The sequence below is a fragment of the Pseudomonas donghuensis genome (assembly GCF_000696345.2).
Lineage (GTDB): Bacteria > Pseudomonadota > Gammaproteobacteria > Pseudomonadales > Pseudomonadaceae > Aquipseudomonas > Aquipseudomonas donghuensis.
Window position 1 is genome coordinate 4374418 of record NZ_CP071706.1, and the last position, 22207, is coordinate 4396624.

Below are 22207 nucleotides of genomic sequence, written 5' to 3' on the forward strand. Positions count from 1 at the left end.
GAGGCCGCTATGCGGCCCATCGCCGGCAAGGCCGGCTCCCACACAGATCGCATGCACTATTACCCTGCGCCCTCTCAGCGCTTGCGGCACAAGGTCAAGCCATCGCCAATCGGCAGCATCGACAGGTCCACCCGCGGGTCATCCTTGAGCTTGTGGTTCAGTGCCTGGATGGCCCGGGTGTCTTCGCTGTCCGGCTTTTTCTCAAGCACCCGTCCGCTCCACAAGGTGTTGTCGAACAGCACCAGCCCGCCAGTACGCAGCAAGCGCAGGGACTCTTCCAGGTACTGCGGGTAATTGGCCTTATCGGCATCGATGAAGATCAGGTCATAGCGTTCTGACGGCAGTGTCGCCAGGGTTTGCAAGGCGGGTGCCAGGCGTAGTTCAATGCGCTCAGCGACTCCGGCCTCCTGCCAGTAGCGCCAGGCCACGGCGTTATAGCTGCCTTCAAGGTCGCAACAGAGCAACTGCCCATGCGCCATGGCCTGGGCCATGCACAAGGCGCTGTAGCCGGTGAACGTGCCCACCTCGATGATCCGCTGGGCGCCGATCAGGCGCACCAGCAGCGCCAGCAACTGGCCCTGCTCCGGCGCCACCTGCCAGCGCGCTTCAGGCAAGGCCTGGGTTTCGGCACGCAAGCGGGCGAGCAAGGGCGATTCGCGCAGCGATACGCTTTGCAGGTAGTGGTAGAGCGGGTCGTCGAGGTAGAGCGTCTGAGCGGTCATCGTCTACCTCGCGAAAGTCAGGGGTTACGCGCCAGGTGTGCCGGCTGCAGGACGCGCTTGGCGTTCAGGTAGGTTTTTTGCCAGTAACTGTTGGACAGGTAGTCCAGGCGCACCGTTCCACCGGTGGCCGGGGCATGGACGAAGCGCCCCTCGCCGACATAGATACCGGCATGGCTGACTTGCGATCCACCATTGGTGGCGAAGAACACCAGGTCACCGGATTGCAGCTCGTTGCGCTCGATGCTCGGCGCACGGATGCCGATCATTTCGCGGGTCGAACGGGGCAGCGAGATACCGGCGGCATCGCGATACACATAGCCAATCAGGCCACTGCAATCGAAACCCGAATCCGGGGTATTGCCGCCCCAGCGGTAAGGCGTGCCGACCAGGCCCAGGGCACGGAACAACACGTCTTCGGCAACCGGGGAGAAGTACACTTGCGGCGCCATCACCGCAGGCTCGACCACTTTACGCGGGGCCGGGGCATGGCTTGAGCAGGCACCAAGCAGTGCCGCGAGGGAAAGTACCGCGAAGCGCGCCATCATCGCCATGGTCAGAACATCCTGTCTGAAGCCGCTCCGGCCAGAGCCGAAAAGAGTTGAGAGTTTAGATTAGACGCTTTCTGTAAACACGCACGGCGACGAGCTTTTCAGCTGCGTCGCCGTGGTCGAACCTGTCGAAGGATCAGTTGCGCGAAATGGTGGTCGCGGCCGGAGCCATGGCCAGTGCACGCTTGGCTTCGATGAAGGTCTTGCTCCAGTAGCGATCACCGAGCTTGTCGATGCGCACACCACCGCTGCGGCGGCTGCTGGAGTGGATGAACTGGTCGTCACCGAGGTAAATCCCGGCGTGGCTGACGCGCCCGCGACCATTGGTGCTGAAGAACAGCAGGTCGCCTGGCTTGAGGTTGTTGCGAGCAACCAGCGGGGCCTTGACGTTGATCATTTCGCGGGTGGAGCGCGGCAGGTTGAGGCCGGCTTCTTCGCGGAACAGGTAGCCGATGAAGCCGCTGCAATCAAAGCCGGTGTTCTCGGAGGTACCACCGAAACGGTAGCGGGTACCGATCAGCGACATGCCGCGCTCGAGAATGTTGTCGGCCAGGGCTGGCAGCTGGTAAGGCTTGCTGCTGGCGAAATCTTGCAGCTCTGCTTCGGTGGCCAGCTCTTCCTCGAGCGTCGCCTGGACGGAGGACTTGGTCGAAACCTGAGCGGAAACCGGTTGCTGCTGAACCTGCTGCTGCGATACGGGACCGGTGGTCGCGCAGCCAAAAAGCAGGGTCACGAGTGCGAGGGGCACGAGGGGTGCGAAGCGATTTAGCATGGGCACGACCGTGTCTGGAATTTAAAGAAGCCGAGACTATGCCTTCTATCGCATCGATTTGCAAATTCAATCGAAAAAAATGTGACTTTTATGTGCCGAGGCTCTAGCCCCTGCCTTACCAGCCCAACGTTTCTTTCAAAAACGGGATGGTGAGCTTGCGCTGAGCCTGCAACGAGGCCTGATCGAGGCGCTCGAGCAGGTCGAACAATGCACTCATGCTGCGGGTACCACGGGTGAGAATGAAGTGCCCGACCTCGTCGGTCAGGTGCAGGCCACGGCGCGAAGCGCGTAATTGCAGGGCGCGCAGCTTGTCTTCATCCGACAGCGCACGCATCTGGAAGATCAGTGCCAGGGTCAGGCGCGACTTCAGGTCAGCCAGTTTGATCGGCAGTTCGCGGGGCGAGCTGGAGGCGGCCAGCAGCAGGCGCCGGCCACTGTCGCGCAGGCGGTTGAAGAGGTGGAACATGGCCTCCTCCCACTCCGGCTTGCCGGCAATCACGTGCAGGTCGTCGAGGCAAACCAGTTCGTACTGCTCGAGGTTGTCGAGCAGTTCGACGCCGCGGTCGAGCAATTGCGCCAGGGGCAGGTAGACCGCCGGCTCCCCCAGTTGCTCGAAGCGCAGGCAGGCAGCCTGCAGCAGGTGGGTACGGCCTACACCTTGCTTGCCCCACAGGTAGATCAGGCTTTCGGTCCAGCCGGCGTCGGCTTCGCAGAGTCGCTCGACGTAGCCCAAAGCGGCGGCGTTGGCACCCGGATAGTAGTTGATGAAGGTGGCGTCATCACGCAGACGCACACCCAGGGGCAACTGGATCGGTTTCATGCTGGCTGGGCAGTTCCGGGGAACCGCAAGGGGCCTTTTGTGAAAAGTCTGCAAAGTTTATACCCGTGGCGCCGGTCGCACAATCGGCGCAGACCACAAGTAAAATCAAAGGCTTGCATAAGCGTACAAGCGCCAATACAAGCCAGGTGCTATCAAGCTAGAGATCCGGGTCGATTTCGCCGGCGTAAATATCCGACTCTTTATACAGGTCATGCACATGGCGCAGCAGCACCATGATCACCGCCGCCACCGGCAGGGCCAGCAGCACCCCGGTAAAGCCGAACATTTCGCCACCGGCGAGAATCGCGAAAATCACCGCCACCGGGTGCAAGCCGATACGGTCACCCACCAGCAGCGGCGTCAGCACCATGCCTTCGAGCGCCTGGCCGACCATGAACACGGCAGCGATACCAAGCAATGGATAAGGGGCGCCACCGAACTGGAACAGCCCGGCGATCATCGCCGCGCTGATACCGATGATGAAGCCCATGTACGGCACGATCGCCGCCAGGCCCGCCAGCAGGCCGATCAACAGGCCAAGCTCCAGGCCCACCAGCATCAACCCCGAGGCATAGATGATCCCCAGGGCCAGCATCACCAACAGCTGGCCACGGACGAAGGCGCCGAGCACCTCGTGACATTCACCGGCAAGCGCCACCGCCCGCTCCTCGCGCTGACGCGGCAGCAGGCTGCGGATCTTGGCCATCATCAGGTCCCAGTCGCGCAACAGGTAGAAGCTCACCACCGGAATCAGCACCAGGTTGGCCAGCCAACCGATCAGGGCCAGGCCCGAAGCCGTGGCCTGGGACAGGATGATCCCGACGATGTCGGTGGTCTGGCCCATGTGCTCGCTGATGGCGGCCTTGATCTTGTCGAACTTCCAGAAACCGTCGGCCAGGCCCAGGCGCGCCTGCACCCAGGGCAAGGCCACATGCTGCAGCCAGTCGAGCATCTGCGGCGCCAGCTCGTACAGGCGCACCAGTTGCTTGGCCAGCATCGGCACCAGCACCAGTAGCAACACGGTCAACAGCAGGGTGAACAGGGTAAAGACCACCACCACGCCCCAGGTGCGCGACAGGCCGGCGCGCTCCAAGCGATCGACCAGCGGGTCGGCCAGGTAGGCCAGCAGGATGCCGACCAGAAACGGCGAAAGAATCGGGTGCAGCCAATAGAGCAAGGCCGCGCACAGCAGCGCCCCGCCTACCCATACCCAGCGGCGTGTATCAGTCATGAACGGCTCCCGGCCAGGTCAGGGTTTACCAACGGAAACGCAACCCGTTGAAGGCTTGCGCAGCCGCAGCCTGGGTTGCCCCGGGGTGGGCCGGATCGACGGCGGCAGGTGTCGCTGGCGCTTCGGGCGGCAGTTCCTGCAATTTGGCCAGGCCCAGTTGCGCGCGCAGCTGATCGCTGTTGCCAGTGACCTGGTAGGTCAGGGTATCGCCCTGCACGGCCTTCAGGCGTGCACCGTAGGGCTCGAGCACCCGCCCCAGTTCGGCATAGCGCTCCAGGGTCATGCCCTGGACCTGCACCTGCATATCGCTGCTGGCGCCTGGACGGGCCACAAAACGCGGAGCCAGGCGGCTACTGACCGCAAGCATCACCGCATCGGCCAGGGCAGCCTGATCAGCGCCTTCGGCAGTGCCCTGCTCGCGTTGCTCACCCAACCACAGGCGCCATTTACCCTGCCATTTGCCATCGGCTTCGCTGGCGTGCACCGCCAGCAAGGCATCGGCGCCATAACGCTCGGAAGCCTCACGCAGCGGCGCCGGGTCTGTGCCTTCAAGGTTCTTGCCGGTGGCCACCAGTTGTTCCTGCAAATCGGCCAGTGGCAAGCGCAGCGGCAAGCCGCGATGCTGGGCGGCACGACGCAGCGGTTCGGCACTGCCCTGGCCGTCGCCAACCAGGCTCGAGCCTTCGGCGCTGTCGTTCAACCACCAACCGAGGATCGATGGCCGGTTGTTACCCCACAGGGCCAAGCCAGCCTGGCGCAAGGCGCGCTCGGTACTGCCCGGGTCGAAGTCGACCAGCACGGTTTCCGGCGGACCAGCCTCGAAACCGAACTGACTGATGATTTGTTGCGGATCTTTACGCAGTGCCGCCAGGCCCGGGCTTTGCGCCGCCTTGGCATCGCCGGTCAGGCGCAACACCAGGGTCTCGAGGGCTTTTTCGGTGGCCTGGGTACGGGCATCGGCGCCCTGACCGCTGACCGGTTCGCGGACCTGGTACAGGCCGGAGAGGGTTTCGGCCTGAGCCGAGAGGCCGAACAGGGCCAGACAGCTGGCGGCCAGGTAATTACGCAAACGCATGAAGGATTCCTGTCCTGAAAATAAAGAAGCGTGGGCTCAACAAACGGATGCAGCTCAGACCGCAGCCCCCGGCAAATCATTCAACCGCGAGCACTAAATTGTGCCCATCGCCTTTGCTATACCTTATACAGCCTGCGCCGTGGCAACCAGTCGCGCACTGTTAAAGCGTATTTTTAGCCAGATAATAGCTCTGCCCGTCGGCCTGAGGATGGCCGCTACCGGGCAACCCTGATAAAATCGCGCGCCTTCGCAGACCGGCGACGGTCGGGCAGCCGGATTTCCCTCCGCCTTGCCTGGCAGGTCACGGTCGATTCCCCCGAATCCCTCCCCCTAAAGGCCTGGATCATGAGCAAGCAACCCTCCCTGAGCTACAAGGACGCCGGTGTAGACATCGACGCCGGTGAAGCATTGGTCGAACGCATCAAAGGCGTTGCCAAGCGCACGGCGCGCCCGGAAGTCATGGGCGGCCTGGGCGGTTTTGGCGCCCTCTGCGAAATCCCGGCCGGCTACAAGCAGCCGGTTCTGGTCTCCGGTACCGACGGCGTCGGCACCAAGCTGCGTCTGGCGCTGAACCTGAACAAGCACGACAGCATCGGCCAGGACCTGGTCGCGATGTGCGTCAACGACCTGGTGGTCTGTGGTGCCGAGCCGCTGTTCTTCCTCGACTACTACGCCACCGGCAAATTGAATGTCGACGTTGCCGCCACCGTGGTTACCGGTATCGGCGCTGGCTGCGAACTGGCTGGCTGCTCCCTGGTCGGCGGTGAAACCGCTGAAATGCCAGGCATGTACGAAGGCGAAGACTACGACCTGGCCGGTTTCTGCGTCGGCGTGGTGGAAAAAGCCGAAATCATCGACGGCTCCAAGGTTGCCACCGGCGACGCCCTGATCGCCCTGCCATCGTCCGGCCCGCACTCCAACGGCTACTCGCTGATCCGCAAGATCATCGAAGTCTCCGGCGCCGATATCGAAACCGTACAGCTCGACGGCAAACCGCTGACCGAACTGCTGATGGCCCCGACCCGCATCTACGTCAAGCCGCTGCTCAAGCTGATCAAGGACACCGGTGCGGTCAAGGCCATGGCCCACATCACTGGTGGCGGTCTGCTCGACAACATTCCACGGGTGCTGCCAAAAGGCGCCCAGGCCGTGGTTGACGTGGCCAGCTGGGAACGCCCGGCGGTATTCAACTGGCTGCAGCAGCAAGGCAACGTCGACGAGCACGAAATGCACCGCGTGCTGAACTGCGGCGTCGGCATGGTCATCTGCGTTGCCCAGGACCAGGTCGACAACGCCCTGAACGTCCTGCGTGAAGCCGGCGAGCAGCCATGGGTGATCGGCCAGATCGGCGTAGCCGCCGAAGGCGCTGCCCAGGTCGAGCTGAAGAACGTCAAGGCGCACTGATGCCGAGCACGACCTGTGATGTCGTGGTGCTGTTGTCCGGCACCGGCAGCAACCTGCAAGCGTTGATCGACAACACCCGCACCGGCGACAGCCCGGTGCGGATCTGCGCGGTCATCTCCAACCGCGCCGACGCCTATGGCCTGCAGCGCGCCAAAGACGCCGGCATCGCCACCGCCGTGCTCGACCACAAGGCCTTTGACGGCCGCGAGGCGTTCGACACGGCGCTGGTCGAGCTGATCGATGGCTACCAGCCGCAGCTGGTGGTACTGGCCGGCTTCATGCGCATCCTCAGTGCCGGTTTCGTCCGTCACTACCAGGGCCGCCTGCTGAACATCCACCCTTCCCTGCTGCCCAAGTACAAAGGCCTGCACACCCATCAACGGGCGCTCGAGGCCGGCGATGCCGAGCATGGCTGCAGCGTGCACTTCGTCACCGAGGAACTCGATGGCGGGCCGCTGGTCGTACAGGCAGTAATACCGGTAGAGTTGGATGACACGCCAGAACGTCTGGCACAGCGGGTTCACAGCCAGGAACACCTGATCTATCCGCTGGCGGTGCGCTGGTTTGCCGAGGGCCGTTTGCGCCTGGGCGAACACGGTGCTCTACTGGATGGCCAGCCTCTGGCGGCCAGCGGCCACTTGATTCGACCCTAGGAGAAATTATGCGTCGTGCCCTGCTCTTCGCTCTCGCCGTGCTCGCCTTGCCGCTGCAGGCAGCCGATCTGAAGCCGTTCTCGGCCAGCTACACCGCCGACTGGAAGCAGCTGCCCATGAGCGGCACTGCCGAGCGCAGCCTGGAAAAGAACGCCAACGGTACCTGGAACCTCAATTTCAAGGCGTCGATGATGATCGCCAGCCTGACTGAGCAAAGTACCCTGCGCCTGGACAAGGACACCCTGCTGCCTCAGACCTACCACTTCGAACGTGGCGGCCTGGGCAAGGCCAAGAAGGTCGATCTGGATTTCGACTGGAACAGCAAGAAGATCACCGGCACTGACCGCGGCGACGCGATCAACCTGCCGCTCAACCGCGGCGTGCTGGACAAGTCCACCTATCAACTGGCCCTGCAGCACGACGTGGCAGCGGGCAAGAAGAGCGTGAGCTACCAGGTGGTCGATGGCGACGAGATCGATACCTACGACTTCCGTGTCCTGGGTACGGAAAAGGTCACCACCAAGACCGGCCAGGTCGAAGCCATCAAGGTCGAGCGCGTGCGCGACCCGAGCCAGAGCAAGCGCATCACCGAACTGTGGTTCGCCAAGGACTGGGACTACCTGCTGGTACAACTGCGTCAGGTCGAAACGGACGGCAAGGAGTACGTGATCGTGCTGCAGGACGGTACGGTCGATGGCAAGGCGGTCAAGGGCAACTGATAGCCCTGATTGCTGGTAGCAACCGAAACCCCGCCTGGTGCGGGGTTTTTTATTGCCCTTGGCCAGTCAGCCCCAAGAGCCCGCGCCTACGTGAAAGATGTTTCATGCGCCAGTCATTTACTTAGCCTGCTAACAAATTCTATAAAAGAGACCTGCGACACGGTGCCGCAGTTAACTGAAAGTGGAGTTTGCAGATGACTGTCAAAGTAACTGAGCGCGACGAAAGCAAAATGTCTCACGAAGGCCTGGCTGCAGGCGTGCGCATCTGGGATGTGCATCAGCAGGGCGAGCTGGTCGGCATGTTCCACAACGAGCACGAGGCCCACAGCTACCGCATCGAGCTGGAATACCTCGAGACCAGACGGCAACAGCAATAACCCCATGCAAAAAAACAAACCCCGCCGAAGCGGGGTTTGTCGTTATTACCACATCAGATCGTCAGGGATCACGTAGGCCGCGTACGGATCGTCGGCATCCGGCTCTTCAACCTGGGTGTTGAGCAGGACGATACGCTGTGGGTCGCGCTCCTGGATCTTCAGCGCCGCCTCACGGGGGATCACTTCATAACCGCCAGCATGGGCAACGATGGCCAGTGAGCCGCTGCTCAGCTTGCTGCGCATCAGGGCGTTGACCGACAGGCGCTTGACCTTCTTGTCGTCGACGAAGTTGTAGTAGTCCTCGGTGGTCAGCTTGGGCAGGCGCGAGACCTCGATCAATTGCTTGACCTGGGCGGCGCGGGCCTTCTGCTCGGCCTTCTCCTGCTGCTGGCGGTTGAGCTCCTGGTCGCGCTTGGCTTTCTCGGCCATGGCTTCCTTGGCCAGCCGCTGCTGGGTATCGTCGACTTCGACCTGGCCTTTGTGCTCCAGGCGCTTTTGTTTCTTCTGTTCTTTACTGACCTGCTTGACCTGTTTCTGGTTGACCAGACCGGCCTTGAGCAATTGGTCGCGAAGGGAAAGGCTCATCGTTCACTCACTTATGCAACAGCTCAGCCGCAGCTGGGCAGGTTCTTTTCCTGACGTTTGGCTTCGCCCCAGAGCGCGTCCATGTCTTCGAGGGTGCAATCTTCGATCGGACGGCCTATGTCGCGCAATGCCTGTTCGATAAAACGGAAACGTCGTTCAAACTTTTTGTTGGCCCCGCGCAGGGCGTTTTCCGGGTCGACCTTAAGGTGCCGGGCCAGATTCACTGCTGCGAACAACAGGTCACCGAGCTCATCGGCGAGGGCCACGCTGTCGTCGTCGGCCATGGCCTGGAGCACTTCATCGAGCTCTTCACGGACCTTGTCGAGCACCGGCAAGGCATCCGGCCAGTCGAAACCGACCTGGGCCGCGCGCTTTTGCAGTTTGGCCGCCCGCGACAACGCCGGCAAGGCTGCCGGCACATCATCGAGCAACGACAACTGCTCGGGCTCGCCCTTCTCGGCGCGCTCCTGGGCCTTGATTTCTTCCCAGCGCTGCTTGACCTGGGTGTCGTCGAGCTTGGGCGTGTCGAGCGCGGCGTAGAGCTCACCGTTAGGGAACACGTGCGGGTGACGGCGGATCAGCTTGCGGGTAATGCTGTCGACCACGCCGTCGAATTCGAAGCGGCCCTCTTCCCGTGCCAGCTGGCTGTAGTAGACCACCTGGAACAACAGGTCGCCGAGTTCTCCCTGCAGGTGCTCGAAGTCGCTGCGTTCGATGGCGTCGGCCACTTCGTAGGCTTCTTCGAGGGTGTAGGGGACGATGGTCGCGTAAGTCTGCTTGAGATCCCAGGGGCAGCCGTGCTGCGGGTCGCGCAGGCGGGCCATGAGGTGGAGCAGGTCGTCTAGGGTATACATCTTGGGTTCCTTATCGCGGGTCAAGCCCGCTCCCACAGAGGATGCTGTGGGAGCGGGCTTGACCCGCGATAGCAGTCTTACGGCGTACGGTTACGCCGCGTCTCGATGATGTTCGGCAGCTGCGAGATCCGCCCCAGCAAGCGCCCGAGGGCATCCAGGCCAGGGATCTCGATGGTCAGCGACATCAATGCGGTGTTGTCTTCCTTGTTCGAGCGGGTGTTGACCGCCAGCACGTTGATCCGCTCGTTGAGCAGGACCTGGGAAACGTCACGCAACAAGCCCGGACGATCGTAGGCACGGATGATGATATCCACCGGATAGGTCTGCACCGGCACCGGGCCCCAGCTGACCTGAATGATCCGCTCCGGCTCGCGCCCGGCCAGTTGCAGCACCGAGGCGCAATCCTGGCGGTGGATGGTGACGCCGCGGCCCTGGGTGATGTAGCCGACGATCGCATCGCCCGGCAACGGCTGGCAGCAACCGGCCATCTGCGTCAGCAGGTTGCCGACACCCTGGATCTGGATGTCGCCACGCTTGCCCGGCTTGTAGCCGGTGGCCTTGCGTGGCACCAGCTCGACATGGTCGCTGCGCTCCGGCTCCACCAGTTGCTGGGCGGCGTTGACCAGGTGCGCCAGGCGCAAGTCACCGGCGCCCAGCGAGGCAAACATGTCCTCGGCGGTGCGCAGGTTGGCTTTTTCCGCCAGGCGCTCGAAGTCGACCTGCGGCAGGCCCAGGCGGTTGAGTTCGCGCTCGAGCAGGGTCTTGCCGGCGGCGACGTTCTGGTCGCGGGCCTGCAACTTGAACCAGTGGACGATCTTCGCCCGCGCCCGCGAGGTGGTGACATAGCCCAGGTTCGAGTTCAGCCAGTCGCGGCTGGGGTTACCGTGCTTGCTGGTGATGATCTCGACCTGCTCACCGGTCTGCAAGCTGTAGTTGAGCGGCACGATACGGCCGTTGATCTTCGCCCCGCGGCAGTTATGGCCGATCTCGGTGTGCACCCGGTAGGCGAAGTCCAGCGGCGTGGCGCCCTTGGGCAGGTCGATGGCGTGGCCATCCGGGGTGAACACGTAGACCCGGTCCGGCTCGATATCGACGCGCAACTGTTCGGCCAGGCCGCCGATGTCCCCCAGTTCTTCGTGCCATTCCAGCACCTGACGCAACCAGGAGATTTTCTCCTCGTAGTGGTTGGAGCTGGATTTGACGTCGGTGCCCTTGTAACGCCAGTGCGCGCAGACGCCGAGCTCGGCCTCTTCGTGCATGGCATGGGTACGGATCTGCACCTCGAGCACCTTGCCCTCAGGGCCGATCACCGCCGTGTGCAACGAGCGGTAGCCGTTCTCCTTGGGGTTGGCGATGTAGTCGTCGAACTCTTTGGGGATGTGCCGCCAGAGGGTGTGGACGATGCCCAGCGCGGTGTAGCAGTCGCGCATTTCCGGGACCAGCACGCGCACCGCGCGCACGTCGTAGATCTGGCTGAATTCCAGGCCCTTGCGCTGCATTTTGCGCCAGATCGAATAGATATGCTTGGCCCGGCCGCTGATATCGGCATTGACGCCGGTGGCCAGCAGCTCGTTCTGCAGTTGGCTCATCACGTCGCTGATAAAGCGCTCGCGGTCCAGCCGGCGTTCATGCAAAAGCTTGGCAATCTGCTTGTACTGGTCGGGTTCGAGGTAGCGGAAGGACAGGTCTTCCAGCTCCCACTTGATATGACCGATACCCAGGCGATGGGCCAGCGGCGCATAGATATCGAACACTTCGCGGGCGACGCGGTTGCGCTTCTCGTCGTCGGCGCCCTTGACCGCGCGGATCGCGCAGGTACGTTCGGCCAGCTTGATCAATGCCACACGGACATCGTCGACCATGGCCACGAGCATCTTGCGCAAGTTCTCGACCTGCGCCTGGGAGCCCAGCACCAGCGACTGGCGCGGGCTGAGGCTGGCACTGATGGCGGCCATGCGCAGCACACCGTCGATCAGTTTGGAGACCACCGGGCCAAAGCGCTGGCCGACTTCAGCCAGGGTTACCTTGCCTTCGCGCACGGCGCGGTAGATGACCGCGGCAACCAGCGAGTCCTGGTCGAGCTTGAGGTCGGCGAGGATTTCGGCGATTTCCAGGCCGGCCTGAAAACTCGACGTACCATCGGCCCAGGAATGCTTGGCCGGGTTGCCCTTCTTCTCGACGTCCTGGGCGAACTCGCAGGCGGCCTTGAGGGCCTCCCGGTCCAGCGCCAGGTCGACGCTCACCACATGATCCAGCCATGCTTCGAGATTGATACTGCCGTCGGTATTGACCGGCTGGTGCACTCTCACCTGTACCATCTTTGTTTACCTTTCCCTACAGCGCATTCGCGATGCGCTTGAAATCACTGGTGCTGCCCCTGCCGGACCCAAGGTGCAGCGCCGAACGCGTCAGCCTGGCTAACCCGCTTCGAATAAAGCCATGGCTTCGACATGCGCCGTCTGAGGAAACATGTCGAGAATCCCGGCACATTTTAACCGGTAACCCTGCCTGACCAGTTCGACGGTGTCGCGGGCCAGGGTCGCCGGGTTGCACGATACATAAACAAGACGTTTCGCCCCAAGGTCTGCGATTTTTCGCACCACCTCATAAGCGCCGTCGCGCGGTGGGTCCAAGAGTACCGCAGAAAAGCCTCCTGCGGCCCAGCCCGACGCCGCCAAAGGCTGCGATAAATCGGCCTGAAAAAACTGCGTGTTATGCAAATTGTTGCTACGAGCATTGGCTGCCGCCCGCTCGACCATTGCCTGTACCCCTTCCACCGCCACCACTTCCCGCGCCTGCCGGGCCAGCGGCAGAGCGAAGTTGCCCAGCCCACAGAACAGGTCAAGCACGCGTTCATCCGCCTGCGGCGCCAACCAGGCCAGGGCCTGCTCGATCATCGCGGTGTTGACCTGGGCGTTGACCTGGACAAAATCGCCGGGCCGGTAGGCAAGCTCAAGGTTCCAGGGTTCAAGGTCAAAACCAAGACTCTGACCGGCATCCACTGGCGAAGGTTCACCTTCGCCTTGCAACCACAGTTGTACACCCGCCTCGACGCAGAACGCCTGCAGGCGCGCCAGGTCACCCTCGCCCAATGGCCCGGTATGACGCAACAGCAGCGCCAGCGCGGTACCGCTGAACAGCTCGACGTGGCCAACCACCTGCGGCTTGCTCAGGCTACGCAACAGCGTCGGCAGGTGGCGCATGATCGACTGCAAGGGTTGTACCAGCACCGGGCAATCGTCGATGGCGACGATGTCCTGACTGGCTTCGGCGCGAAAACCCACTTCGAGATTTTTCGCCTTGTTGTCCCAACGCACGGCAACCCGCGCCCGACGCCGGTAGCCGAACTCCGGCCCGGTCAGCGGCGCTGCCCAGTGCTCGGGTTGCACGCCCGCGACCCGCTGCAACTGCTCGGCCAGCAGGCGCTGCTTGAGCGCCAGTTGATCGGCATGGGGCAGATGCTGCAGGTTGCAGCCACCACAGCGGTCGAAGTACTTGCACGGGGCCTCGCGGCGCGCCGGGCTGGCAATGAACACCCGCTCCAGACGGGCCTCGACCACCTTGCCGTGGGTATTGAGCACCCGCGCTTCGACCTCTTCCTCGGCCAGGGCGCCACTGACGAACCAGGTGCGACCGTCGAGAAAGGCAATACCGCGGCCGTCACCGGCCAGGCGCTCGATGCTCAGGCGCTGTTTTTTACCGGTAGGGATCTGTGGCGCGCGGGTGCCACCGGCCGGCTGAAAGCGCAGGCCGCTGTTACGTTTGTTCTTGGACATCAGTTCACTGAATCGAAAATGCCGGTCGACAGATAACGGTCGCCACGGTCGCAAATGATCGCCACCATCACGGCGTTTTCCAGCTCGCGGGACAAGCGCAGCATGGCTGCCACTGCACCACCGGAGGACACGCCACAGAAAATGCCCTCTTCTCGGGCCAGCCTGCGGGTGGTTTCTTCGGCTTCGCTCTGAGTCATGTCGACCACGCGGTCAACGCGCTCGGACTGGTAGATTTTCGGCAGGTATTCCTGCGGCCAGCGACGGATGCCTGGGATGGCCGAGCCTTCCATCGGTTGCAGACCGATGATCTGCACCGCCGGGTTCTGCTCCTTGAGGTAGCGCGAGCAGCCCATGATGGTGCCGGTGGTACCCATGGAGCTGATGAAGTGGGTAATGGTGCCCTGGGTCTGGCGCCAGATTTCCGGGCCGGTGCTCACATAGTGAGCTTCAGGGTTGTCGACATTGCCAAACTGGTCGAGCACCAGGCCACGGCCTTCCGCCTGCAGACGGTCGGCAAGATCACGGGCGCCTTCCATGCCCTCTTCCTTGCTGACCAGGATCAGCTCGGCGCCATAGGCCGTCATCGCCGCCTTGCGCTCGGCGCTGGAATTGTCGGGCATGATCAGGATCATCTTGTAACCCTTGATCGCCGCCGCCATGGCCAGCGCGATACCGGTGTTGCCCGAGGTCGCTTCGATCAGGGTATCGCCCGGCTTGATCTGCCCACGCAGCTCGGCGCGGGTGATCATCGACAACGCCGGCCGGTCCTTGACCGAGCCTGCCGGGTTGTTGCCTTCGAGCTTGAGCAGGAGGGTATTGCTGGTGTCGCCGGCAATGCGCTGCAGGCGGACCAGAGGCGTGTTGCCGACGCAATCGGCGATGGTTGGGTACTGCAAGGTCATGGCGTATTCGCAATCCAGACTGCGGGGGCGCCTATCATACCGGCAAACGGGATTTGCCCATATCACGCAATGTGTTGGGGTTATAGCTGCAAGCTATAAGCAAGAGTTTATGGCCCTATCACTGGCAAGCCAGCTCCCACAGTGGATTTGCATGCACCTAGTACCTGTGGGAGCCGGACTTGCCGGCGATGGGCCGCGAAGCGGCCCCGGGATCACACCGCCGGCAGTTGCATGTTCAGCCGCAGGCCCTGGCCAGTGTTTTGCGCCCACAATCGCCCGCCCTGGCGGACGATGGCATTGCGGGCAATGCTCAGGCCCAGCCCGAAGCCGCCATCGCCGGGCCGCGAACCGTCCAGGCGGGTAAAGGGCGCGAAAATGCGCTCAAGCTCGCTTTGCGCCACCCCACCGCCCTGGTCTTGCAGCCAGATCAACCAGTGATCGCCCTGACGCCGCCCGTCCAGGCGGATAACGCTCCCGGCGGGGGAATGCCGAATGGCGTTGCGCAAGATGTTCTCCAGCGCCTGGGCCAGGCTGTTGAGGTTACCCTGCACCCAGCACGAGGCCTCCAGCGCACAATGCAGTTGCGCGGCGGGCCAGCCACTTTCATAGCAGGCATCTTCGGCCAGCATGTCCCACAAGGCCTGGACCTGGATGGGCTCCTTGCTCAGCGGCGCACGCTCGGTGTCCAGCCAGGCCAGTTGCAGCGTATCTTCGACCAGCCGCTGCATGCAGTCGATCTCCCGCCCCAGGCGCTCGCGCAGGTGCTGCGCATCGGCTTCGCTGTCACAGGCCACGCGCAAACGGCTCAACGGTGTGCGCAACTCATGGGAGAGGTCACGCAACAGTTGCTGCTGCAGGGCGACCGTGCCCTGCAGGCGCTCGGCCATGTCATCGAAAGCGCGGCCCAGTTCACCCAGCTCGTCCTGCCGGCTGGTGGTGCTGCTGGCCACCCGTGCCGAGAGCTGGTCGGCGCGCCAGGCATTGGCCTGCTCACGCAACTGGATCAGCGGCACAATCAGCATGCGGTAGAGGCCAACGCACAGCAGCAAGGTGAACAGCCCGGGGATGATGCCGTTGGTGACTACCCGCCACAGCACCCGGTACTGCCCCGGCGCCAGACGTTGCGGCAGTTCCATGACCAGGGTGCCCAGGTGCGGCTGCTCGGTAAACGGCAGGCGCATCCATGGCATGCCGATCGACCGCGGGCTCACCGGCCAGTCGATACCGCGCAGAAAGGTCAGGCGCCGGTTTTCAACCTCGTTGAGCGGCGTGCTGCTCAGGGACTGCAGGTCCGGGCCGATCACCCCGACCCAGCCGGACTCCTTGTCGCGGACTGCCGCCAGCCAGGCGTCGATACCGGCCTGCCCTCCACGCGCCCAGGCCTGCTCGGCTTCACTGGCATAGCCTTGCAACGTGCCTTTGGCCTGGTCCGAGAGGAACGCGTTCTGGGTTTCCATATGCCGGCCCCAGGTCCAGCTCAGGCCGATCATCAGCAGGCAGAAGCCGACCAGCAAGATCGCCAGTTTCCAGAACAATGAATGACGGTTGGGCACTTCAGTGCACCTCTGCGCCACTGAGCACATACCCCTTGCCCCATACCGTCCGCACTTCGCGCTCGAGATAACCGATGGCCTTGAGCTTGCGGCGAATCTGGCTGACATGCATGTCCAGGCTGCGATCATGGCGGGCATAGCCGCGCTGCAACACGTGCTGGTAAAGGAAGGCTTTGCTCAGTACCTCCTCATCGCTGCGGTGCAGGGTATCGAGCAGGCGGTATTCGCTGAGGGTCAGCCCCGCCCATTGCTTGCCGTAACAGACATCACTGGTCGTTTCATCGAAGTGCAATTTCCCGGCCTGTACCTGTGCCGGTTGGTGATGGCGTCGCTCCAGCGCCACGCGGCGCAGGATCGCCTCGATACGTACCTGCAGCTCGACCATGCTGAAGGGTTTGGGCAGGTAATCATCGGCACCGCGCTGGAAGCCGGTGATGCGGTCAGCTTCGGCCCCCAGGGCGGACATCAGGATCACCGGTGTCGAACTGTTCTGCCGCAGCTGCGCCAGCACATCCAGGCCGTTGAGGCCGGGTAGCAGGATGTCCATCAACACCACGTCAAAGCTGCCGCGCTGGGCAACCTGCAGGCCATCGCTGCCATTCTGGCACCAGGTGACCTTGAAGCCGCCGCGCTGCAGCTCCTCACGCAGGTAGGCGCCCAGGACCGGATCGTCCTCGATGGCAAGGATGTTGGACGCGCAAGTAGATACAGGAGTCATTGACCGATGCTAGCAATTCTCAATCACGCGATTATTGGGTATTCACTGCGCACAGGCAACCAAGGCTCGGGCAAAGCCTGGCTTATCGCTTGGAATAGACAAAAGCAGATACAAATGAGTGCATTACGCGAGTAGGCGCGGTACTTTTCCGACTTGGTCTGTCAGCAGGAGCTGGCGGGGACTTACAGCGCTTACCGCGCACAGGAGAGTGGCGTGCTGAATAGATTGGGGATCAGAAGCCGCGTGCTGTTGCTCGCCTTGTTGCCGGCCAGCCTGATGGCACTGGTGCTGGGCGGCTATTTCACCTGGTTGCAGCAGAACGAGCTGCAAACCCAACTGCTGCAACGCGGCAAGATGATTGCCGAACAACTGGCACCGCTGGTGGCGCCGGCGCTGGTACGTCACGACCCGGCGCAGCTGGAGCGCATCGCCGCCCAGGCCCTGGAGCAGTCCGATGTACGGGCCGTGGCCTTCCTCGGCCCTGATCGCAACGCCCTGGCCCACGCCGGCCCGAGCATGCTCAACCAGGCGCCCACCGGTGGCGGCACGCAACTGCTGCAACGCACCGGCAATGACGCCACCCGTTATCTGCTGCCGGTGTTCGGCCGTCACCGCGACTTGGCCGGCGAGCTGATTCCTGGCGAAGCCGATCGCCTGCTGGGCTGGGTGGAAATCGAGCTGTCCCACGACGGCACCCTGTTGCGTGGCTACCGCAGCCTGTTCACCAGCCTGCTGCTGATTCTACTGGGCCTGGCCGCCACCGCGCTGCTGGCCTTGCGCATGAGCCGCACCATCAACGGCCCGATCGGCCAGATCAAATATGCCGTCACCCAGCTCAAGGACGGCAACCTGGAAGAACGCCTGCCGCAAATGGGCAGCTACGAGCTGGACGAACTGGCGGCGGGCATCAACCGCATGGCCGAAACCCTGCACAACGCCCATGAAGAACTGCAGCACAGCATCGATCAGGCTACCGAAGACGTTCGCCAGAACCTGGAAACCATCGAGATCCAGAACATCGAGCTGGACATGGCGCGCAAGGAGGCCCTGGAGGCCAGCCGGATCAAGTCCGAGTTCCTGGCCAACATGAGCCACGAAATCCGTACGCCGCTCAACGGCATCCTCGGCTTTACTCACTTGCTGCAAAAAAGCGAACTGACCCCGCGCCAGCTCGACTACCTGGGCACCATCGAAAAGTCCGCCGGCAGCCTCTTGGGCATCATCAACGAGATCCTCGACTTCTCCAAGATCGAGGCCGGCAAGCTGGTGCTCGACAGCATTCCGTTCAACCTGCGCGACCTGATCCAGGACACCCTGACCATCCTCGCCCCGGCCGCCCACGCCAAACAGCTGGAGCTGGTCAGCCTGGTGTATCGCGATACGCCGCTGTCGCTGGTCGGTGACCCGCTACGGCTCAAGCAGATCCTCACCAACCTGGTCAGCAACGCCATCAAGTTCACCCGTGAAGGCACCATCGTCGCCCGGGCCATGCTCGAGGACGAGCGCGAAGACAGCGTGCAGTTGCGCATCAGCGTTCAGGACACCGGTATCGGCCTGTCCAACCAGGACGTGCGAGCGCTGTTCCAGGCCTTTAGCCAGGCTGACAACTCGTTGTCGCGCCAGCCCGGCGGCACCGGCCTGGGCCTGGTGATTTCCAAGCGCCTGATCGAACAGATGGGCGGCGAGATCGGCGTCGACAGCACGCCAGGCGAAGGCTCGCAGTTCTGGATCAGCCTGAGCCTGCCCAAGGCCCGTGACGATGCCGAAGACCTGCCCATGCAACCGCTGGTGGGCCGCCGGGTGGCGATTGTCGACAGCCACGAACTGGCGCGCCAGGCCCTGGAGCATCAACTGGAAGACTGCGGCCTGAGCGTCAGCCTGTTCGCTACCGTCGAACAATTGCTGCACGCGGTCGAGGCCGCCACCCTTGCCGGGCAACCCTTCGAGCTGGCGGTGCTCGGGGTCAACCTCGACAGCCTTTCGCCGGAACGCCTTGGCCAGCACATCCAGCAACTGGAGCACCTTGCCTGCCAGGCCCTGGTGCTGTGCCCGACGACCGAGCAGGCGCTCTACCATCCGTACCTGCCCAACCCCCACAGCCAGTTGCAGGCCAAGCCTGCGTGTACACGTAAATTACGCCGGGCCCTGATGGAGATGGTCCAACCGCGGCGCCCGGGCAGCGAAAGCAAGCCGGTGTCCGACCAGCCGTTGCCGAAAGTGCTGTGCGTCGACGACAACCCGGCCAACCTGCTGCTGGTGCAAACCCTGCTGGAAGACCTCGGTGCCGAAGTGCTGGCGGTCGACAGCGGCTATGCGGCGGTTCAGGCCGTGCAGGACGAGCGTTTCGACCTGGTGCTGATGGATGTGCAGATGCCCGGCATGGACGGGCGCGAATGCACCGAGCAGATCCGCCAGTGGGAAAGCAGCCAGAGCGGCGCACCCTTGCCGATCGTCGCCCTGACCGCCCACGCCATGGCCAACGAAAAACGCGCACTGCTGCACAGTGGCATGGATGACTACCTGACCAAGCCGATCAGCGAACGCCAACTGGCCCAGGTGGTGCTCAAATGGACCGGCCTGACCCTCGGCGCACCGCGCCCGGAACGACTGCTGGAGCGCATCCCCGACAGCAGCGAATTGAAGGTCCTCGACCCCGAGGAGGGCCTGCGCCTGGCGGCGGGCAAACCGGACTTGGCCGCCGACATGCTGGCGATGCTGCTGGCGTCGCTGGAGTCCGACCGCGAAGCGATTCGCACCGCCCGCGAGGCAGCCGACCGCAATGGCATGATCGAGCGCGTGCACCGGCTCAATGGCGCCTCGCGCTACTGCGGCGTGCCACAACTGCGCGCGGCCTGCCAACGCAGTGAAACCTTGCTCAAGCAAGATGACCCACAAGCCCCGCAAGCCCTCGACGAACTGGACCGGGCCATTACCCGGCTCACGGCCCAGGCGCGCATGAGCGCCTGAACCCTGGCTGACCTGGGGCAAGGCTTGATCCTTGCCCCTTGGTTAAACTTTCAGGCAAAGCCTTCAGGAGGATCCCATGCGCGTACTGTTTTTCAGCAGCCAGACCTACGACCAGGACAGTTTCACCGGTGCTGCACGCGCTCCGGGGCTGGAGCTGCACTTTCAGCCCGCACGCCTTAGCGAAGACACCGCACCGCTGGCCGCCGGCCATGAAGTGGTCTGCGCCTTCATCAACGATGACCTCGGCGCTGCCGTACTGCAACGCCTGGCGGCCGCCGGCACGCGCTTGATCGCTCTGCGTTCGGCCGGCTACAACCATGTCGACCTGGCCGCCGCAAAACGCCTGGGCCTGGCCGTGGTGCGAGTACCGGCCTACTCGCCCCACGCCGTGGCCGAACATGCCGTGGCGCTGATCCTGGCACTCAACCGGCGCCTGCACCGGGCCTACAACCGCACCCGCGAGGGCGACTTCACCCTGCACGGCCTGACCGGCTTCGACCTGCACGGCAAGACCGTCGGTGTAGTCGGCACCGGGCAGATCGGCGCGGCCTTTGCGCGAATCATGGCCGGCTTCGGTTGCCAACTGCTGGCGTACGACCCCTACCCCAACCCCGAGCTGCTGGCCCTCGGCGCACGCTACCTGAGCCTGCCAGAGCTGCTGCGCCAGGCGCAGGTGATCAGCCTGCATTGCCCGCTGACCGACGACACCCGCCACCTGATCAACGCCCAGAGCCTGGCTGACCTTAAGCCTGGCGCCATGCTGATCAACACTGGCCGTGGCGCACTGGTGGACACCCCGGCATTGATCGAGGCGCTGAAAAGCGGCCAGCTCGGCTACCTGGGCCTGGATGTCTATGAAGAGGAAGCCCAGCTGTTCTTCGAAGACCGCTCCGACCTGCCGTTGCAGGACGACGTGCTGGCGCGGCTGCTGACCTTCCCCAATGTCATCGTCACCGCCCACCAGGCCTTCCTCACCCGCGAGGCACTGGCCGCCATTGCCGCCACCACCCTGGACAACATAACCCGCTGGGCGGCAGGCAATCCGCAGAACTTGGTCGAGGGTTGATGCTAGGATACGCGGCAGATTTGGAGGACCCATGGTCGAACACGATTTCCGCTACACCCTGTTTAACCCGCAACACACCCTGATCGAGTGCCGCGCCCTGGTGCCAGGCCGCTATCAAGTGACCGGCAACGGCGGCTCGATCCAGAAGAACGACGTTCTGCTGGTGACCCTCAAGGGCAGCAAGGACTTGTCCATGCGCCTGACCGTGGAGTCCGTGCGTCACCTGATCAACCCCACCGGCCAATGGGTCGCGGTGGCCAGCGGCCCGGTATTCGGCGAACTGGCGATCCACACCTGGGAGGTCAACTGCGACAGCTGCCAGGCGAACCTGAGCTTCGAATTCGCGGTCGATGCCAAACTGGGCAAAAAGGCCCAACAACCGGCCGCCAGCGCGCGCATTGCCGAACTGGGCTGGGTCAGCCGTGGCGACAAGCACCTGTGCCCGAAATGCAAGGAGACGGCCCAGTGAAAACGCTGTTGCTCTCAGCCCTGATCGGCACGGCCCTGCTGGGTTGCGCCGCCGAGCCGATGAAGCTGGAACAGGAACGCAGCTACCTGCTGGAGTGGATTGGCGAACGTCCGCTGATGGACTACAGCCACCTGACCCTGACCCTGGCCGCCGACGGCCGCGCCTATGGCAACGCCGGCTGCAACCACTGGTTCGCGCCGTATCAGCTGGAGGGCGAGAAGTTGACCTTCGGCAAGGTCGGCAGCACCCGCAAGCTCTGCGCGCCGGCACTGATGGAGCAGGAAAAACGCTTCCTCCAGGCGCTGGAGACCGTGCAACGCTGGGACATCTCGCCGATCGAGCAGGTGCGTTTCTGGCCGGCCGAGGGCAAGCCGCTGCGTTTCTGGCCTGAGGAAGGCTGACTTAAGCGGCAAGCCACAAGCTTCAAGCAGCAAGTAAAAGCAGACTGTGCGCGGTCTTGCTCTATCTTGCAGCTTGTCGCTTGTAGCTTGAATCTGCTGTCAAGCGCCCTTGAGCGCCTCGATCTTCTGCTTCAACCCCTCAAGGGTCTGCTCGCCCATCAACTGTTCGCGCACCTTGCCCTTGTCATCGATGATGTAGGTCACCGGCAAGGCTTCGCTAGGCGGCAGCTCGTAACGCTCGGCCGGGTCGCTGGCGAGTACCGTGAAGCCGATGCCCAGCGCCTCGCTGGCCTTCTTCAGGTCTTCACCCTGCAGGCCGTCGAAGTTCACCCCGAGCACCTGCACGCCCCGCCCCTGCCATTGCTTGGCCGCCGCGTTGAGTTCGGGAATTTCCGTACGGCATGGGCCACACCATTCCGCCCAGTAGTTGAGCACCAGCCAGTGCCCTTCAATCTGCTCGGCCTTCACCGCCTGGCCGTGCTGGTCCAGGCCGTAATCCGCACCGCAACCACCGAGCAACAGGCTCGCAGTGATGGCCAGTGCTGCTGCCAAACGCCTTGTCATGGGTCAATCCTTCTCGAAGATTCAAACAAAA

At 63.2% G+C, this 22207-nt stretch carries 22 protein-coding genes; 8 read left to right on the forward strand and 14 right to left on the reverse strand.

Annotated elements, in window-relative coordinates; genetic code table 11:
* Nucleotides 1–74: 74 nt before the first annotated feature.
* The 6 genes from BV82_RS20350 to BV82_RS20375 form a co-directional block, all read right to left on the reverse strand.
* The gene (locus tag BV82_RS20350; RefSeq protein ID WP_010220354.1) at nucleotides 75–722 is read right to left on the reverse strand and encodes an O-methyltransferase; all 648 of its coding nucleotides are present in this window, start codon (nucleotides 720–722) and stop codon (nucleotides 75–77) included.
* A 17-nt stretch (nucleotides 723–739) separates the two neighbouring features.
* A complete protein-coding gene (locus BV82_RS20355; protein WP_010220355.1) occupies nucleotides 740–1273 on the reverse strand; it encodes a C40 family peptidase in 534 nt (177 codons plus the stop codon).
* Between the two features lie 133 nt (nucleotides 1274–1406).
* Nucleotides 1407–2042, reverse strand: a complete 636-nt coding sequence (locus BV82_RS20360; RefSeq protein ID WP_036996589.1) for a C40 family peptidase — start codon at nucleotides 2040–2042, stop codon at nucleotides 1407–1409.
* A 115-nt stretch (nucleotides 2043–2157) separates the two neighbouring features.
* Nucleotides 2158–2862, reverse strand: a complete 705-nt coding sequence (gene hda / locus BV82_RS20365; protein ID WP_010220358.1) for a DnaA regulatory inactivator Hda — start codon at nucleotides 2860–2862, stop codon at nucleotides 2158–2160.
* A 157-nt stretch (nucleotides 2863–3019) separates the two neighbouring features.
* Nucleotides 3020–4093, reverse strand: coding sequence for an AI-2E family transporter (locus BV82_RS20370; protein ID WP_036996590.1), 1074 nt, complete (start codon nucleotides 4091–4093; stop codon nucleotides 3020–3022).
* A gap of 25 nt (nucleotides 4094–4118) precedes the next feature.
* Nucleotides 4119–5168, reverse strand: a complete 1050-nt coding sequence (locus tag BV82_RS20375; protein WP_036996591.1) for a DUF2066 domain-containing protein — start codon at nucleotides 5166–5168, stop codon at nucleotides 4119–4121.
* A gap of 345 nt (nucleotides 5169–5513) precedes the next feature.
* Here BV82_RS20375 and purM point away from each other — a divergent pair, with 345 nt between their 5' ends.
* From purM to BV82_RS20395, 4 genes are all read left to right on the forward strand, one after another.
* Nucleotides 5514–6572 carry a phosphoribosylformylglycinamidine cyclo-ligase gene (gene purM, locus BV82_RS20380; protein WP_010220361.1) on the forward strand — a complete coding sequence of 353 codons (1059 nt, stop codon included), beginning with the start codon at nucleotides 5514–5516 and terminating at the stop codon, nucleotides 6570–6572.
* Entirely contained in the window at nucleotides 6572–7225 is a 654-nt protein-coding gene (purN, locus tag BV82_RS20385; protein WP_010220362.1) for a phosphoribosylglycinamide formyltransferase, read from the forward strand. Before purM ends, purN begins: the two co-directional genes overlap by 1 nt.
* Nucleotides 7226–7233: 8 nt before the next feature.
* A complete protein-coding gene (locus BV82_RS20390; RefSeq protein ID WP_010220363.1) occupies nucleotides 7234–7944 on the forward strand; it encodes a DUF3108 domain-containing protein in 711 nt (236 codons plus the stop codon).
* 194 nt (nucleotides 7945–8138) lie between these two features.
* A complete protein-coding gene (locus BV82_RS20395; RefSeq protein WP_010220364.1) occupies nucleotides 8139–8321 on the forward strand; it encodes a hypothetical protein in 183 nt (60 codons plus the stop codon).
* Between the two features lie 45 nt (nucleotides 8322–8366).
* On the opposite strand, the gene BV82_RS20400 is transcribed toward BV82_RS20395, so the two are convergent.
* The 7 genes from BV82_RS20400 to BV82_RS20430 form a co-directional block, all read right to left on the reverse strand.
* Nucleotides 8367–8906, reverse strand: coding sequence for a DUF2058 domain-containing protein (locus BV82_RS20400; RefSeq protein ID WP_010220365.1), 540 nt, complete (start codon nucleotides 8904–8906; stop codon nucleotides 8367–8369).
* Nucleotides 8907–8929: 23 nt separating this feature from the next.
* On the reverse strand, nucleotides 8930–9760 hold the full coding sequence (gene mazG / locus BV82_RS20405; protein ID WP_010220366.1) for a nucleoside triphosphate pyrophosphohydrolase: 831 nt from the start codon (nucleotides 9758–9760) through the stop codon (nucleotides 8930–8932).
* A gap of 77 nt (nucleotides 9761–9837) precedes the next feature.
* The gene (gene relA / locus BV82_RS20410; protein WP_010220367.1) at nucleotides 9838–12078 is read right to left on the reverse strand and encodes a GTP diphosphokinase; all 2241 of its coding nucleotides are present in this window, start codon (nucleotides 12076–12078) and stop codon (nucleotides 9838–9840) included.
* Between the two features lie 99 nt (nucleotides 12079–12177).
* Nucleotides 12178–13536, reverse strand: coding sequence for a 23S rRNA (uracil(1939)-C(5))-methyltransferase RlmD (gene rlmD / locus BV82_RS20415; RefSeq protein ID WP_036996592.1), 1359 nt, complete (start codon nucleotides 13534–13536; stop codon nucleotides 12178–12180).
* The gene (gene cysM, locus BV82_RS20420; RefSeq protein WP_026001147.1) at nucleotides 13536–14438 is read right to left on the reverse strand and encodes a cysteine synthase CysM; all 903 of its coding nucleotides are present in this window, start codon (nucleotides 14436–14438) and stop codon (nucleotides 13536–13538) included. The genes rlmD and cysM overlap by 1 nt, the downstream gene beginning before the upstream one ends.
* A 212-nt stretch (nucleotides 14439–14650) precedes the next feature.
* A complete protein-coding gene (locus tag BV82_RS20425) occupies nucleotides 14651–16021 on the reverse strand; it encodes a sensor histidine kinase (RefSeq protein WP_036995139.1) in 1371 nt (456 codons plus the stop codon).
* Nucleotides 15993–16709, reverse strand: coding sequence for a response regulator transcription factor (locus BV82_RS20430; protein WP_036996594.1), 717 nt, complete (start codon nucleotides 16707–16709; stop codon nucleotides 15993–15995). Before BV82_RS20430 ends, BV82_RS20425 begins: the two co-directional genes overlap by 29 nt.
* 213 nt (nucleotides 16710–16922) lie before the next feature.
* On the opposite strand from BV82_RS20430, the gene BV82_RS20435 reads away from it, so the two are divergent.
* The 4 genes from BV82_RS20435 to BV82_RS20450 all read left to right on the forward strand — a co-directional run bounded on the left by BV82_RS20435 (nucleotide 16923) and on the right by BV82_RS20450 (nucleotide 21612).
* The gene (locus BV82_RS20435) at nucleotides 16923–19676 is read left to right on the forward strand and encodes a response regulator (protein ID WP_026001148.1); all 2754 of its coding nucleotides are present in this window, start codon (nucleotides 16923–16925) and stop codon (nucleotides 19674–19676) included.
* Nucleotides 19677–19752: 76 nt separating this feature from the next.
* Nucleotides 19753–20742, forward strand: a complete 990-nt coding sequence (locus BV82_RS20440; protein ID WP_036996595.1) for a 2-hydroxyacid dehydrogenase — start codon at nucleotides 19753–19755, stop codon at nucleotides 20740–20742.
* Between the two features lie 31 nt (nucleotides 20743–20773).
* Nucleotides 20774–21211 (forward strand): hypothetical protein, encoded by a 438-nt coding sequence (locus tag BV82_RS20445; RefSeq protein WP_010220375.1) that lies wholly within the window; start codon nucleotides 20774–20776, stop codon nucleotides 21209–21211.
* The gene (locus BV82_RS20450) at nucleotides 21208–21612 is read left to right on the forward strand and encodes an META domain-containing protein (RefSeq protein WP_010220376.1); all 405 of its coding nucleotides are present in this window, start codon (nucleotides 21208–21210) and stop codon (nucleotides 21610–21612) included. Before BV82_RS20445 ends, BV82_RS20450 begins: the two co-directional genes overlap by 4 nt.
* A gap of 99 nt (nucleotides 21613–21711) precedes the next feature.
* Here BV82_RS20450 and BV82_RS20455 read toward each other — a convergent pair whose 3' ends face one another.
* A complete protein-coding gene (locus BV82_RS20455; protein WP_036996596.1) occupies nucleotides 21712–22176 on the reverse strand; it encodes a TlpA disulfide reductase family protein in 465 nt (154 codons plus the stop codon).
* Nucleotides 22177–22207: the final 31 nt, after the last annotated feature.

Coding starts and splice junctions, on each gene's coding strand:
- BV82_RS20350 (WP_010220354.1), bottom strand. CDS start 722: ATGACCGCTCAGACGCTCTACCTCGACGACCCGCTCTACCACTACCTG.
- BV82_RS20355 (WP_010220355.1), bottom strand. CDS start 1,273: ATGGCGATGATGGCGCGCTTCGCGGTACTTTCCCTCGCGGCACTGCTT.
- BV82_RS20360 (WP_036996589.1), bottom strand. CDS start 2,042: ATGCTAAATCGCTTCGCACCCCTCGTGCCCCTCGCACTCGTGACCCTG.
- hda (WP_010220358.1), bottom strand. CDS start 2,862: ATGAAACCGATCCAGTTGCCCCTGGGTGTGCGTCTGCGTGATGACGCC.
- BV82_RS20370 (WP_036996590.1), bottom strand. CDS start 4,093: ATGACTGATACACGCCGCTGGGTATGGGTAGGCGGGGCGCTGCTGTGC.
- BV82_RS20375 (WP_036996591.1), bottom strand. CDS start 5,168: ATGCGTTTGCGTAATTACCTGGCCGCCAGCTGTCTGGCCCTGTTCGGC.
- purM (WP_010220361.1), top strand. CDS start 5,514: ATGAGCAAGCAACCCTCCCTGAGCTACAAGGACGCCGGTGTAGACATC.
- purN (WP_010220362.1), top strand. CDS start 6,572: ATGCCGAGCACGACCTGTGATGTCGTGGTGCTGTTGTCCGGCACCGGC.
- BV82_RS20390 (WP_010220363.1), top strand. CDS start 7,234: ATGCGTCGTGCCCTGCTCTTCGCTCTCGCCGTGCTCGCCTTGCCGCTG.
- BV82_RS20395 (WP_010220364.1), top strand. CDS start 8,139: ATGACTGTCAAAGTAACTGAGCGCGACGAAAGCAAAATGTCTCACGAA.
- BV82_RS20400 (WP_010220365.1), bottom strand. CDS start 8,906: ATGAGCCTTTCCCTTCGCGACCAATTGCTCAAGGCCGGTCTGGTCAAC.
- mazG (WP_010220366.1), bottom strand. CDS start 9,760: ATGTATACCCTAGACGACCTGCTCCACCTCATGGCCCGCCTGCGCGAC.
- relA (WP_010220367.1), bottom strand. CDS start 12,078: ATGGTACAGGTGAGAGTGCACCAGCCGGTCAATACCGACGGCAGTATC.
- rlmD (WP_036996592.1), bottom strand. CDS start 13,536: ATGTCCAAGAACAAACGTAACAGCGGCCTGCGCTTTCAGCCGGCCGGT.
- cysM (WP_026001147.1), bottom strand. CDS start 14,438: ATGACCTTGCAGTACCCAACCATCGCCGATTGCGTCGGCAACACGCCT.
- BV82_RS20425 (WP_036995139.1), bottom strand. CDS start 16,021: ATGTGCTCAGTGGCGCAGAGGTGCACTGAAGTGCCCAACCGTCATTCA.
- BV82_RS20430 (WP_036996594.1), bottom strand. CDS start 16,709: ATGACTCCTGTATCTACTTGCGCGTCCAACATCCTTGCCATCGAGGAC.
- BV82_RS20440 (WP_036996595.1), top strand. CDS start 19,753: ATGCGCGTACTGTTTTTCAGCAGCCAGACCTACGACCAGGACAGTTTC.
- BV82_RS20445 (WP_010220375.1), top strand. CDS start 20,774: ATGGTCGAACACGATTTCCGCTACACCCTGTTTAACCCGCAACACACC.
- BV82_RS20455 (WP_036996596.1), bottom strand. CDS start 22,176: ATGACAAGGCGTTTGGCAGCAGCACTGGCCATCACTGCGAGCCTGTTG.